The organism is Akkermansia sp. N21116, from assembly GCF_029854705.2.
Lineage (GTDB): Bacteria > Verrucomicrobiota > Verrucomicrobiia > Verrucomicrobiales > Akkermansiaceae > Akkermansia.
The window spans coordinates 3,150,057-3,163,486 of record NZ_CP139035.1 but is presented as its reverse complement, the minus strand read 5'-3'; the positions used below and the strand labels follow the sequence as shown (position 1 = coordinate 3,163,486).

General features: G+C 50.5%; 8 protein-coding genes, 2 tRNA genes and 1 pseudogene. 3 read left to right on the top strand and 8 right to left on the bottom strand.

The annotated features are described in order from the left end of the window. The 4 genes and pseudogenes from uxaC to QET93_RS11940 all read right to left on the bottom strand — a co-directional run bounded on the left by uxaC (position 1) and on the right by QET93_RS11940 (position 4,535). Complete coding sequence (gene uxaC, locus QET93_RS11950) at positions 1-1,395, bottom strand: glucuronate isomerase (RefSeq protein ID WP_280132178.1); 1,395 nt, start codon at positions 1,393-1,395, stop codon at positions 1-3. A 26-nt stretch (positions 1,396-1,421) separates the two neighbouring features. Further along, a complete protein-coding gene (locus QET93_RS13260) occupies positions 1,422-2,279 on the bottom strand; it encodes an SDR family oxidoreductase (RefSeq protein WP_345783080.1) in 858 nt (285 codons plus the stop codon). Further along, positions 2,268-3,425, bottom strand: a pseudogene (uxuA, locus tag QET93_RS13255) (mannonate dehydratase); the annotation flags it as partial. The gene QET93_RS13260 and the pseudogene uxuA, both read right to left, overlap by 12 nt. 15 nt (positions 3,426-3,440) lie before the next feature. Then, on the bottom strand, positions 3,441-4,535 hold the full coding sequence (locus QET93_RS11940) for a sugar kinase (RefSeq protein ID WP_280127307.1): 1,095 nt from the start codon (positions 4,533-4,535) through the stop codon (positions 3,441-3,443). Positions 4,536-5,305: 770 nt separating this feature from the next. On the opposite strand from QET93_RS11940, the gene QET93_RS11935 reads away from it, so the two are divergent. Then, positions 5,306-5,980: a metallophosphoesterase gene (locus tag QET93_RS11935; protein WP_280127306.1), complete on the top strand. Its 675-nt coding sequence runs from the start codon at positions 5,306-5,308 to the stop codon at positions 5,978-5,980. Positions 5,981-6,019: 39 nt separating this feature from the next. On the opposite strand, the gene QET93_RS11930 is transcribed toward QET93_RS11935, so the two are convergent. Together QET93_RS11930 and QET93_RS11925 are read right to left on the bottom strand one after the other, a co-directional pair. Then, positions 6,020-7,099 carry a hypothetical protein gene (locus QET93_RS11930; RefSeq protein WP_280132176.1) on the bottom strand — a complete coding sequence of 360 codons (1,080 nt, stop codon included), beginning with the start codon at positions 7,097-7,099 and terminating at the stop codon, positions 6,020-6,022. Between the two features lie 442 nt (positions 7,100-7,541). Beyond that, entirely contained in the window at positions 7,542-10,763 is a 3,222-nt protein-coding gene (locus QET93_RS11925; protein WP_280132175.1) for a S41 family peptidase, read from the bottom strand. A gap of 274 nt (positions 10,764-11,037) precedes the next feature. On the opposite strand from QET93_RS11925, the gene QET93_RS11920 reads away from it, so the two are divergent. Continuing rightward, the gene (locus QET93_RS11920; protein ID WP_280127303.1) at positions 11,038-11,484 is read left to right on the top strand and encodes a PepSY domain-containing protein; all 447 of its coding nucleotides are present in this window, start codon (positions 11,038-11,040) and stop codon (positions 11,482-11,484) included. An 89-nt stretch (positions 11,485-11,573) separates the two neighbouring features. On the opposite strand, the gene QET93_RS11915 is transcribed toward QET93_RS11920, so the two are convergent. Continuing rightward, positions 11,574-11,647, bottom strand: a tRNA-Gly gene (locus QET93_RS11915). Between the two features lie 133 nt (positions 11,648-11,780). Between QET93_RS11915 and QET93_RS11910 the strand changes: the two genes are divergently transcribed. Then, a tRNA-Gly gene (locus tag QET93_RS11910) sits at positions 11,781-11,854 on the top strand. A gap of 120 nt (positions 11,855-11,974) precedes the next feature. Here the strand turns inward: QET93_RS11910 and QET93_RS11905 are convergent. Continuing rightward, positions 11,975-13,231 carry a PA14 domain-containing protein gene (locus QET93_RS11905; protein ID WP_280132174.1) on the bottom strand — a complete coding sequence of 419 codons (1,257 nt, stop codon included), beginning with the start codon at positions 13,229-13,231 and terminating at the stop codon, positions 11,975-11,977. Between the last annotated feature and the right edge of the window lie 199 nt (positions 13,232-13,430).

Here is a 13,430-nt window from a genome sequence, read left to right as displayed (position 1 = left end):
TTAGAAGTTAAAATAGTTTTTAGCGTTAAAGTAAGAAATATCACTGACCATGGTGCCGATGAGCTCCATATCGTCCGGAATGAGTCCTCCGACCATGTCGCGCCCGAGAACGCGGCATAGAATGCGGCGGAAGTATTCGTGGCGCGTGTAGCTGAGGAAACTCCGGCTGTCCGTCAGCATGCCGACGAAGCGGGAGAGAGTCCCAAGTTGACTAAGAGTTTCGAGGTGGTTGATCATGCCGTCCATCTGGTCCAGGAACCACCAGGCGGCTCCGTATTGCATTTTGCAGGGGCTGGAACCGTCCTGGAAACTACCGCAGAGAGCAGCCATGAGGGCATTGTCTCGTGGATTGAGGTTGTATAGGATGGTACGGGGCAGGGCTCCTTTTTGCGCGGAACGATCCAGGATTTTGGCAAGGGGAGAGGCGTAGTTGAAATCGGCGATACTGTCGAACCCGGTATCCGGACCAAGCGTTCGGAGGGCTTCTCCGTTCGGGTTGCGCAAGGCTCCGACGTGGAGCTGGCGCACCCAGCCGGAACGGGCATCCAGATCGGCGAAGAAGTCAATCATATAGTTGGAGAAGCGTTCGGCGTCTTTGACGGCGATTTCCTGTTCCTGGCGTGCTGCGGAGAAGATAGCGGCCGCTTCCTCGTCGGACAGCGATTCTTCATCCATGAATTCGAGGGAATGGTCGGAGAGCTTACAACCGTGGGCGGCGAAATAGTCGTGCCTGTCGGAGAGGGCTTGTTTGAAGGCTTCCAGCGAGTCGAGCTCTTTGCCGGCAGCTTGTTCGAGGCGTCCCGTCCAGGTATTCCATGTCTTGACGTCCTTGAGTGCTCTTGCCTTGTCCGGGCGGAAGGTCGGCAGGACTTTGGTGGAACAGTTCGATGCTGCGATACGGGCATGAGCCTCCAGGTTATCGGCAGGATCGTCCGTCGTACAGACGGTTTCGACTTTCATGGCACGCAGAATGTCCCGGACCCCCATGTCTCCGGCTTGGAGCATGGCGGCTGTTTGGTCCCAGATCGCGTCGGCTGTATCCGGCCCGAAGAGGACTCCGGTGATGCCGAAGGGACGGCGAAGTTCCAGATGTGTCCAATGATAAAGGGGGTTGCGAATGAGAAGGGGAACAGTTTTTGCCCAGGCATTGTATTTTTCCCGGTCGGACGCATTGCCGGAACAGAATTGTTCCGGAATGCCGTTGGTACGCATGGCGCGCCATTTATAGTGGTCTCCATCCAGCCATATCTGGGCGATGTTGGAGAACTGTTTGTTTTCTGCAATAGCTACGGGGTCCAGGTGTGAATGGTAGTCGATAATAGGCAGGTTTTCCGCATACTCGTGGAAGAGGGTGCGAGCCTGCGGCGTATCAAGCAGGAAATCGTCTGTGATCATGATATAAATACAGGAGGGGAATGCTGTTAAACGCCGGAGAAGGCGAGGAACCCGCCGTCGACGGGGATGGTAATGCCGGTGATGAATCCGGCTTCATTGGACACGAGGAACTTGAGGGCACCGCACAGGTCTTCCGGTTCACCGAAACGGCGCATCGGTGTTTTGGCGATTACTTTTTTACCTCGGGCCGTAGGAGTAACTCCATCCTGTTCCATCATCAGGAAGCGATTCTGGTTGGTGATGAAGAAACCGGGAGCAATGGCATTGACGCGGATGCCCATGGGGGCCAGATGTGTGGCAAGCCACTTGGTGAAATTCTCTACGGCAGCTTTGGCGGAACCGTAGGCACCGACTTTGGTGAGGGGCAGGAAGGCGGCCATGGAGGAGATGTTGACGATGGTACCTTGGGTCTTCGTCAACAGTTTGCCGAAGATCTGCGAGGGCAGGATCGTCCCGATCATGTTCAGGCGGTTAACGTACTCGAAGCCTTCCATATCCATGCCGAAGAATCCGTCCTTTTCCGGAGTGTCCGGGGTGCATTGTTCGGCGGGTGTAGTCCCGCGCGGATCGTTGCCTCCGGCTCCGTTGAGAAGGATGTCGAGTTTGCCCCAGGCGGCAACCAATTTGTCGCAAGCCTGTTCCAAGGCCGCCTTGTCAAGGACGTCTGCTGCGAGGATGATCGTCTGAGTCAGGCCTTCTTCCGCCAGTTGTTGCTGGAGTGCGACGAGTTTGGATTCTGTCCTGCCAAGAAGGGCTACCTTGGCTCCCGCCTTCAGGAGACTGCGGGCCATGACGGAGCAGAGGACTCCGGCGGCTCCCGTGACAACGGCTACTTTACCGACCAGGGGACGGCTGGATGCCAGTCCAAAAGCCAGGCCTCGCAATTCGGCTATGCCGATGACGCGTCCGCCGTACGAATATCCGGCGTAGCAGTGTTTTTCCAGATCGATGTCCATGAGCTTGCCATGGTCCGGGCGGACGGGAATTTCCGCACATTCTTCGCCGGTTTCGCGCCTGCGGGCTTCTTCGTTGATCAGGCACTGCATGGCATAGGCCATGTCCGTGTGACCGCAAAGATGGGTCCCCGATTCGCGGAAGGTATCGGGATTCTCTCCGTCATAGACAGTGTTGCGGAAGTGGGCGAAATAGACGCGGTCGGCGAATTTTTCCATTAGCAAGTGCGGGGCATTGCTGCGGAGACCTCCCAGCGAACCCGTACAGAGAGTGAAGCCCGAGTGCATGGACGGGACTTCCCGGATAAGTTGTTCCATGTCTGCCTCGTCGCTCATGATGCGCGGCAATCCGAAGATCGGACGGGGCGGATCGTCCGGATGGATAGCCATGCGAATTCCGGTCTCTTCACAGACTGGCATGATTTCGTTGAGGAAATCGTACAGATTGCGGCGGAGACGGGCATCGTCGATCCCTTCGTAACGAGCCAGCATTTCCTTGAATTGATCCGGCGTCAGGTCGTCTACAGTACCGGGGAGTCCGAGCAGGATGGAATCACTGAGTTGTTTTTTCTGCTCGTCCGTCATTGATTCGAAGCGGCTTTGCGCACGTGCCAGCGTGTCTTGATCGTAGTCCTTTTCTGCGCCTGCCCGTTTCAGGATAAAGATGTCGAAAACTGCAACTTCATCGGCATCGCACTTCAGGACGCTACTGCCGTCCGGCAATTGCCAGACGAGATCGGTACGCGTCCAGTCCAGGACAGGCATGAAGTTGTAGCATACGACTTTGACTCCTCCCTTGGCGAGGTTGCGAAGACTTTGCTTGTAAACTTCAATGTAGTGTTGCCAGTTGCCGGAACGGGTTTTGATATCCTCATGGACGGCGATGCTTTCCGCTACAACCCATTTCATACCGGCTGCTTCAATCATTTTAACGCGTTCGGCAACAGCCTCTTCCGTCCACAAGTCACCGCAGCGGACTTCGTGGAGAGCGTTGACGATGCCGGAAATGCCGGCCTGCCTGATGTCGCGTAGCGTGATGGGGTCTGATGGTCCGTACCATCTCCAACTTTCAATCATGGTCGTAGGAATGGGTTAGCGGTTGACGCGGGCTGTGCCGCCTTTCATGACTCGTTCGACTTCGGAGAGCGATGCCGTCGATGTATCGCCGGGAGTGGTCATGGCCAGGGCTCCGTGAGCGCAGCCGCAATTGACGGCGTATTGGGGGCCTTTGTCGGCCAGGAAACCGTAAATGAGGCCTGAAGCAAAGGAGTCTCCGCCTCCGACGCGATCGAGGATTTCCAGATTCGGAAGGGAAATGGAGTCGTAGAATTCGCCATCGTAGTATAGCATGGCAGCCCAATCGTTAAAGGTTGCCGTACGGGCGACGCGCAGGGTGGTGGCTGCTGCCTTGAATCCGAATTCCTTGACGGCCAGGCGGATCATTTTTTGGTAGGCATTCTGGTCGATATGGGCGAAATCATCCGTGGAGCCCTCAATCGTGAGACCGAGCGATGCCTGGAAGTCTTCTTCATTGCCGATCATGACGTCAACAAAAGGGGCGATGGCGCGGTTGACTTCCTGGGCGCGGGCCTGGCCGCCGATACTCTTCCAGAGAGAAGGACGGTAGTTGAGGTCGTAGGAAACGATAGTGCCGTGTCTACGGGCGGCCTGGACGGCTTCCAGAACGACGGCACTCGTCGTTTCGGAAAGTCCGGCATAAATCCCGCCCGTATGGAACCAACGGACTCCTTCTTCTCCGAAAAGCTTGTCCCAATCCACATCGCCCGGCTTCATCTGGCTCGCAGCGCTCAGACCTCGGTCGGAACATCCGACTGCAGCGCGGACTCCGTAGCCGCGTTCCGTGAAGTTGAGGCCGACGCGGCAATCACGGCCAATGCCGTCGAAGGGCGTCCAGGCAACATAATCCAGGTCAAGCCCCCCTTGGAGCATGCAATCTTCCAGCAGGCGACCGACGGGATTATCGCAAATGGCAGTGACGACGGCGCCTCTTAAACCGAAGCAGCGGCGGAGTCCCCTGGCTACGTTATATTCGCCTCCTCCTTCCCAAACTTTAAACGTGCGAGTCGTGTGAATGCGGCCTTCTCCGGGATCAAGGCGCAACATGACTTCTCCGAGGGAAACGATGTCCCAGCGGCAGGCGCTGGCGGGTTTGATAGATAAGCTCATAAGTGTGTTATGTAAAATGATCGTATCTTAGTACGGTGTGATTTCCTACTTCTTACGAAAAAAAACAGAATCTGGCGAGCTAAAGAATAACTTTGTGTAATATCGATGTGCTCGTGTTCTGTTTTGTTTTTACATAATACATTTATTGTTAAGTGTTAATTGGTGTGATGAGTGAGATGTCAAATGTGCAAAACTATTTGATTTATTGGAATTGTAACTTTTTTTTACAAACATTTGATCCGCTGTAGAGAAAACCGGCGAACAGGATCTAAAATTACGTTAAAAAAATACTTTAGTATTTCACTGTTTTTACCGTTTTGGAGAGATAATTCGGAAGAGTTGTAGCTAATGGTGCGGAATGAAATGAAGAACTCTTGAATTCGATGAATCAAAGGATCATGTTTTCGGAACCTTTCACCGTTATTTGTTGGTGGATAGGAATACGGGATCCGAGATGACGGAGAAGGAGAAGTTAATATCGCACGTTATTTCTTACCGGGTAAATGTTCCAAAATTGAAAACAAATCCGACTCAAGGAGAGTTTTGCTGTGAGATCCGATGGCTTTTGAGGGGGATGCGTCTGGGTGTACCTGGATTACAGATGCCGGGAATGCCGACCTGGGTGATTTTTCGCAGCTTCGTGTTCTCCTGTTCGTTCCTGTTGGTTGGAGGTGTATGGAAATGAATTTTCTGACGAGGAAAAAAATAGATTGAAAGCATTCTTTCCATGTTTGACTGATTCGGGTAGGATGTTCCGAAAGGGAACGCTTATGATGATTATTGATACTCCCTGCTTTCTCATGGGAGATATTCATGGGAAGCCGGAAGCTCTGGAGAAATTCTTACGCTCACGGACGGGCATCAGCCTGATCCAGCTGGGAGATTGCGGTTTTGGATTTGTGCCCCGTTACCGGGAAGTGCTGGAAGAAATGGCTAGGGAGACCGGCAATCATGTGTACTGTCTTCGTGGAAATCATGACGATCCTGCCATGTTTCGCAATCCTCCGGTTGGAGAATACTTTCATCTTCTGTCGGATTATTCTGAACTGCTGTTGAATGGACGTCGGGCTCTGGCCGTGGGCGGAGGCGTTAGTGTGGATCGGTCATTCCGCGCTCCGGGTAGAGGTTGGTGGGAGGATGAGGTGATTCCATGGAATGGGGAGTTTGTGGCTGCTCATGCCGGCAAGATAGATATCCTTTTGACTCACGTCGGGTTGTTGCCTCCATCCGAACCCTCGTTGAAGGAAGCGAATCCGGGACTCTTGGATCGTGATCCGGATTTAAGGTTTGATCTGCCCAAGGAACGCAATTTACTGATGGATCTGATGGAAAAGCTCCAGCCTTCCGAATGGTATTTCGCTCATTTCCATGTGTCCGCAACCTGGCAGGTCAATGAGAAGACGAGGTGCCGGGCTCTGAAAATCGACGAAATTGTCGAAATATAAAATAAGAGAGAGGCAAAGAGTGGAGTGGGAGCAAGATAATCAATTTCTTGCTTCCAATACTTTCTGGCAGCGTTTGCTGATGGATCGGTATGTGGTGTCTGGATAGATGGATTTGAACAGGTTGATATCAAGAGTTTCTTGTTTGTTGATAAATGTTTCAAGGTAAGGTGCGTATCCGGCTTTCAAAAGCACTTTGCGGTACGTGTCGATTTCCTCCCAGTCTTCGCGGGTGAAACGATCCAGGGAAGTGATTCCTCGGGTGAGCCAAAGAAACATGGCTTCCATGTTTCCTTGTCTGGCTGCTTTTCTCAGAGCCTCGGAAGCTTGCCGGAATTTTTTAACGGAAGTGGCACTGCTGTAATCGAAAAACAGAAAGGAGACGATATTTTGAATGGTACTTCCAGCCAATGCCGGATAATCCATTACGATTTGTTTGTATATTCTTAGTCTATTGTTAAATTCATCATCAATTTTCATCCCATAAAAGCCCATTGGGGAATTCCTGCATAGTAAGAGAGCGGAGGCCAAATCGTATTTGTCCTGGCTCCGAGCTCTCAGGCTTTCCATGAGCATTTTTTCTTCCTGTATGATTTCATCATGGCTTGCCATGGTGTATGTAACTGGGGAGAGAATACTCTTGAACGCGAGATAGGATAATAAATCCCCTTCTCTCAGTTTTTCCTGGAAGGTTGAATAACCGGGGAGATTTTTGTAATTAACTTGAGAGAACTTGTCTCCAGATGAACGTGTTTTTTGTGTGGACGAAAGATCATTGATCTGGATGATTGCTTGTTGTAAATGAGAGAAGAAATTTTTCTCCGGATTTTGTCCGGGTACAAGTCGGTTGATGTGAAGTGAATTTTTGACGATATGAGTCTGAATAGAGCTTGTGGGAGGGGATTTGCGGGCGATGATAATCAGGCTGGCTTCTCGATTACCCTCCAAAGTTAATTTCTCCAATTCATGCTCTGTTAATCCGGAGAGGGGGAGTGACGGGGATGGAGTATCCGGGATGGTAATGGGGAAGGATGTTGCCTTGTCTGCCAGTGTTGTGTTGTTGTCAGTAAGGCGCTTCGTTATATCGTTTACCTTTTGATTGTACTCATAGTTGTTTTTCATGAACGCAGGCATAGATGATAGGTTGTGCTCCAGCCTGATGTTTCGTTGAGTGAAAGAATACATATAATGTGATTTATCCGTATCGATTCTGTAGTGGAGAGGTATGAGGGAGTTGAGCTCGTTCCATAGCGCTCTCTGTTGCTCCAAATAGCTTAAATTGTTCTCCCTGAGGATCAGGCAGAGAGAGCTGATGATGATAACGCTCACAAAAATACACACTCCAACGATGAGTTTGCGATTTTTCTCAAACATGAAACTACCATTAAGTCCTCTAAAAGATAAAGTCAAAGATGTTCTTCCAAAAAATAATTAAAAAATTAATTGAATCCCATCTTGATGCTTGAATGAAATCATGATGTGGCAAGGAACAATAGCGCCTGAACGACGTAGAATTCGTTCAGGCGCGGAAGAAAGGGAACAATGCCAGTCGGAAGAATCCGGTTTAGGGGAGTTTGCCCTGTCGTTGTTTGGGCTTGTCGATATCTTGAAGGAGAGCCTTCACGGCGATTTCCAGTTGTTCGTCTCTGCCGGCAACGATTTTTTCAGGAGAGTTGGCGACTTTGATATCGGGTTCGAGCTGAGTATTTTCAAGATAGGAACCGTCGTCAAGCCGGTAACCGATGATAGGAATACCGTACACGAGCGAGGAGTCTTGCAGATGTTCCCAGCAGACACTGGTCATGGTTCCGGGTACGGGCATGCCGACGAGTTTGCCAATGCCTTGGTGGCGGTAAACCCAAGGAGTACCGTGGGCATTGGAGTAGTTTGCTTCGCAGGTCAGCATGATCGAGGGTTTGTTCCAGCGGCGGCTGGGCATGTCGCATGCTTCCTTGCCGCGAATGACTTGAGTGAAGTATTTCTTTCCGCTGAAGAGTACCTCGATATCTTCGTGCAACCGCCCTCCTCCGTTGAACCGGGTATCGATGACAATACCTTCGCGGTCATTGTACTTACCGAGGATTGCGGAGTAAATGGAACGGAAACTGGGATCTCCCATGGCCTGGATATGAACGTAGCCGAGACGCCCGCCGGAGAGGCGGTCCACTTCTTCTTCACACTGTTTGACCCAGCGGGAGTAGAGAAGGGAATTCTGCTTGCTGCGGGAAATGGGAATGATGACTTCCTCAAAGCGTTCCTGCGTTTCCGGACGGTAAAGGGAAACCAGAACCTTTTTCCCTGCCTTGTGGTTCAGGAGCGGGAAGTAGTCCATGCCTGATGGGATAAAGGTACCGTTGATTGTTTCCAGAATATCTCCGGGACGAACATCGAGGTGTGATTTATCAAAAGGCCCCTGGCGGATAACTTCCTGAATGCGAAGCCCGTCTCCCGTGTAATCCTGATCGATAAAGAGTCCGAGTTCCGCCGTTTCGTCGTTACTCAGGCTGGAGGGCTTTCTGTAGGAGCATCCCGTGTGGGATACGTTCAACTCACCGAGGAGTTCGCTGACCATTTCCGCAAAATCGTAGTTGTTGTTGATATGAGGCAGGAATCGGGCGTAATTGGCTTGCATGGCTTTCCAATCGACTCCGTGCATGTTTTCCGTGTAGAACCGTTTTTGTTCTTCCCGGCAGACATGTTTGAACATGGCGGAACGTTCGGCTGCCATGTCGATGGCTCGTTCAGCCTTGGCTGAAATGGATGTGAAGGCATTGTTTTCCGCCTTCATCCAAGCGGGTTTTGTTCCAAGGATAAAAAGCATGGACATTTTTTTGTCCCATTGCAGGGAAGACGGGGAAACGTCCGGACGAATGATTTTTGCCGAACGGTTTCGAAGATCCAACTGCCATAGATCGAAGCCTTTTTGGAAAGCACAAATGTAGTAGAGTTGTTCTCCTTTTTTATCGAGGATGGCGTCCCCCAACTGACTGGATGCGGGGGTGAGACGGACGAGTCTTTCGTCAAGATCTTTCAACTCGATCTTGATAGGAGCGACAGTTTTTTTCTTCTTTTCCTTTGACTCGGATTCCTTGTCAGAACCCAGTAAAAGTTCTTTTTCCTCCTTGCTCATATTGAATTGCTCGTAAGCTTCCTGATTTAGGAAAATCAGGATGGCGTCAGTCAGGGATCCCCAGGAGGCATGGTTGCGCATGCCGTAGCGTTCGGAATGGAACAGGATGGCGTTTCCGCCGAGGACCCATCGGGGGTTGGTGTCCGTGTAGCCGCTATTGGTGAGGTTGATAACTTTCCCTCCTCCATCGGCACTGACGATGCCAATATCGGTGTAGGGGTCATGGTGATTGCTGGTGTAGGCCAGAGTAAACCATTTACCGTCGGGAGACCATTCATAGTCGATTTGTCCGCTGGTGGAATAGGTGGTCGCTCCATCCGTGATCTGGCGGACGTTCCCCGTCTTGAGATTCATGACCATCAGGCGGCTTCGGTCTTCAATGAAGGCCACTTCCTTGCCGTCTGGGGAGAATTGAGGGAGTTCCCGTTCATGTTTATTATTGTTAATGAGCGGTTTTTCATGAATGACCATCGCGTTGGGGAAGTCGGGGTCTTCCTTGCGGGCAATTTTGGCCAGGTAAATATTCCTGCTACCGTCGCGCTCCGAGGTATAGGCAAGCGTCCGGGCATCGGGAGAGAAGGCGGGTGAACTTTCCTGTTCTGGAGTTGTGGTGATCTGCTTGGTCGTGGGATAAGAAGCGGATGTGACGAAGATGTCTCCGCGGTTGACGAAAGCTATCTGTTTTCCGTCTTCCGAGATGGTACCGTTCTTCATTCCTACAGAGAGTGTTTCCTTCTCTTCCTGGGAAATGTCTCCGGTAATGGATACCTTGACCGGTTGGGCGGCAGCACCCTGGGGTTGGATATAAATGTTTCCGTTATATCCGTAACAGAGAGTCCCGTTATTGGCGATGGAGAGAAAGCGGACGGGATGGGTTTTGAAATTCGTGACTTGTTCCGGAGCTTGCTGTTTGTTGTTGAGGGCAAAGCGCCAGACATTGAAAGTACTGCTCCTTTCGCTGAGATAATAGATGTATCCGTCATCCGGACTGAAGCGGGGATCCCGGTCTTCCCCAGCGAAGCTTGTCAATCGGGTGTGGCGATTTTTGACGGTATCGTAGAGCCAGATGTCGCGTGTGATGGAGGACTGGTGATGCTTGCGCCACTCGTTTTCACCGCCTTTTTTATCCTGGTAGAGAAGGAGGGTTCCGGAATGAGAGAAAGAGACCCGTTCGGCGGGAACAGCCAGAATTTGTTCCGGACGTCCTCCGTTTATAGAAACGGAGTACAATTCTTTCATCGATGAGTGGGGATGGAGCATACTGGAGGCAGGATCGGCAATTGATGCGCCAAACAGGATGTTGCGTCCGTCATTGGTAAAGCAGTAGGGGATTTCCGCTCCGGAATGCGTGGTGAGTCTCTGCGGAGCCCCACCTTGTGCGTCGACGAGATAGACATCGAAATTACCGTATCTGTCGCTGGCGAAGGCAATCTTGCTGCTATCGGGTGACCACACCGGGGCAAAGTCATGGGCGGGATCAGTGGTCAGGCGTTGAGCTTTGCCTCCTTCGGAGGGAACGGTATAAATGTCGCCTTTATAAGTGAATGCGATGGACTTGCCGTCGGGGGAAATGGAAGGATAACGCATCCACAGAGGTGCGGCTTCCAGGGCCGAACACGAGAGAACCAGGGAAAATAAAAGGAAAAAGTGTTTCATGTCTGTTTAGAGAAAGAGAAGCGTTGTGTTGAGTCAGGAAATGACCGGACTATGATACGAAACTACTTCTCTATTTTATTTACTCTACGTTCAAGAAGGGAGAAGTCTGTCAAAATAATATGTCATGAGTGTGATTTTTGAGAGAGACACTACTGGAATTTGTCATAGCATCGGTTGTGAAATTAACTTCGACGTGTGAATGAGGAGAGGAAAGCGATGGCTCCTGACTGGGATTGAATTGAACACTTTATCCTATTTTAGAATCATACCACATATGATGAAAACGAAGAGTATTTTGTCCTTTGCTGCCGCCATTTTATGGGTTGTTCCGGCTTTTGCCGATATTCCTGAAACATCCGTTCCGGCGGAGGTCGTTTCCGGAGTGAAATCCGCTTACGCCCAGGTGCGCAAAATCGAGTGGGATTTCAATAATCGTACCAAACAGTACGAAGCGGAATTTCGCATCAACGGCTTTGACGTCGAAGTGAAGCTTACTTCGGACGGTAAGATAGTTCGTGTCAAAGAGGAAATCGATCCAGCCCTCACTCCGGAAATTGTCCGAACAGCAGCTTTGAAAGACTATCCTCAGGGAAGAATCAAGGAAGTTAAAAAAATCACCGAGGGTCAGACTGTCAGTTACGACATAGAAGTGGTTACTGACACCGAAGATTACGACCTGCTGATTTCTGCCGACGGCAAAGTCCTTCGTACAGAACGCTGATCCGGACTCGTGACTTTTGGTATATGCAGGATAGAAATAAGAAGCCCTTGCGAATTAAGGTATTCTGCAAGGGGGAGGAAAAGGCGAATTGGTACGGGTGATGGGAATCGAACCCACGTCACAAGCTTGGGAAGCTTGTGTCCTACCATTGAACGACACCCGCGTGACGCTATGTGGAGAAATGCTTACGCTGTTTTCTGAGGGGTGTCAATCATATTGTTTGCAGATAATAGAAGGAAAAAAATGAATTACATCTTGACTTCTGGTGAGGAAAATGTAGATTCTTCTCACGTCAGGCGGGTATAGCTTAGTGGTAAAGCTCCAGCCTTCCAAGCTGATCATACGGGTTCGATTCCCGTTACCCGCTCCAACTTTTCTTAAGGCTTCTCCGCAAAATCTTACGGAGAAGCCTTATTTTTATTCCGGAACAGAGTATTCCCGGATAGATACTGCCTGTATGCTTGTATGCGGGGAGTAAGCAGGCGAAACTTTATTTGACGCATGGCCAAACCGGGCCAATGGGGTCAAATGGAGGTCTGGTCCCTTGATTGAATGATGGATCGGGAAGGGAGTAATTGGTTCGGAATAGGGGCAGTATCGGAGCACCGCTGGGGTCTTTTTTAGCATAGACGGCACCAATTTCTTCGATTAACAAAAAGGCGGAAAATCCGGCTCCGGGTACTTCTGAGATCATAATTTCAATGGGATATATTTCATTGGCTGTGACAGAGAATTCAGGGCCGACAATCATTCCATTCAAGCGACTGTTGTAGTGTCCCATGGTACTGTATTTATAGAATTTGGCAGGGATGTGGTAGATGCCCGATCTCTGGATTTCTCGTTTGAGTATGGCATTTTTGGCTTTGCCTTCCATGACGAGAAAGATCTCTTCGCTTTCCATATACCTGCCTCCCATTGTCATGTAGAAGTAGCCGTGATCATATACTTCCTTGCCGTTCAGACGGACGGTCATGATATCGTCCGCGAGTCCTACGAAACGGAATTTCCCGGTTTTGGGAGCAACGATTTTTCCTCGGTAGATGGCCACCCAGTGTTTGGGCTTGACTGTGTTTTCACAACCGAATGCTTTCGGAGCTTCCTCGGCTGATCTGTGGGAGATGAAAATGTGTGAGTTGTACAATTTCCTCGGTGCTTTGTAGTATTTGGCCAGTGTGCTTTCCTTCCATCCCGATTGAACGAATCTTTTTAAGATGTTCGTGTGTTCTTCGTAGCTCAAGTCTTCTTTGAGTGGTTTCCGGGATGCTGTTTGTTTGAGATCGTAGAATGTACCAACCAGGGAACTTCCTGCTGGAGAGTCCGTTCCGAAACCTCCTCCTTCCGTACCGGGATCGTCACCTACTCCTGTACCGAAATCGACGCCCAGTTCGAGACTTTGGCCCAGATCGGAAAACTCCGGAGTGTCGATGTCTACCGAGCTAATTGCTACATCGCTTACTGTGTCGGAAGTGATGATGCTGGCGTGATTTTGAATGCTCGCAGTCGGTCGGGTGATGACTCGTTCCGGTGTCAATGGAGTATCCAGGGGAGCTCCTTCTTCGTTGCTTGCAGCATAGGCAACTATTTCCGGTATTTCCGGTTTTGATACAACGATTGCAACCATATACAGAGTTAAGCCGAACAAGCAAAAAGATAATATGGCTAAGACCAAAGCTGTCAGGAAGTTATATGTTTTCATCCTGTGGATAGCCAGGTCGGCTTCTCGGGTCATCCTAATATGAAGGCTCATATGTTTTTCATGGTGTGAAGAGGTAGGGAACCCGGAATTTTCCGTTTCCGGGCTGCGGTTCGATTGTTTTTATGTTTCGGTAGGAGACGCGGCTAGAGGTGCATTCGGTGACGCCAATTGGTTTTGTTGAGGGCGGCTCCTCCTTGCGTGTGGAGGAGCCGCCCCGCTGTTTTTCTCTTTTATTCCGTCTTCCGTTTTT

Excerpts from the sequence above, each read along its gene's own strand:
- uxaC (WP_280132178.1), bottom strand. The coding sequence starts at position 1,395 with ATGATCACAGACGATTTCCTGCTTGATACGCCGCAGGCTCGCACCCTC.
- QET93_RS11940 (WP_280127307.1), bottom strand. The coding sequence starts at position 4,535 with ATGAGCTTATCTATCAAACCCGCCAGCGCCTGCCGCTGGGACATCGTT.
- QET93_RS11935 (WP_280127306.1), top strand. The coding sequence starts at position 5,306 with ATGATGATTATTGATACTCCCTGCTTTCTCATGGGAGATATTCATGGG.
- QET93_RS11930 (WP_280132176.1), bottom strand. The coding sequence starts at position 7,099 with ATGAAAAACAACTATGAGTACAATCAAAAGGTAAACGATATAACGAAG.
- QET93_RS11925 (WP_280132175.1), bottom strand. The coding sequence starts at position 10,763 with ATGAAACACTTTTTCCTTTTATTTTCCCTGGTTCTCTCGTGTTCGGCC.
- QET93_RS11920 (WP_280127303.1), top strand. The coding sequence starts at position 11,038 with ATGATGAAAACGAAGAGTATTTTGTCCTTTGCTGCCGCCATTTTATGG.
- QET93_RS11905 (WP_280132174.1), bottom strand. The coding sequence starts at position 13,231 with ATGAGCCTTCATATTAGGATGACCCGAGAAGCCGACCTGGCTATCCAC.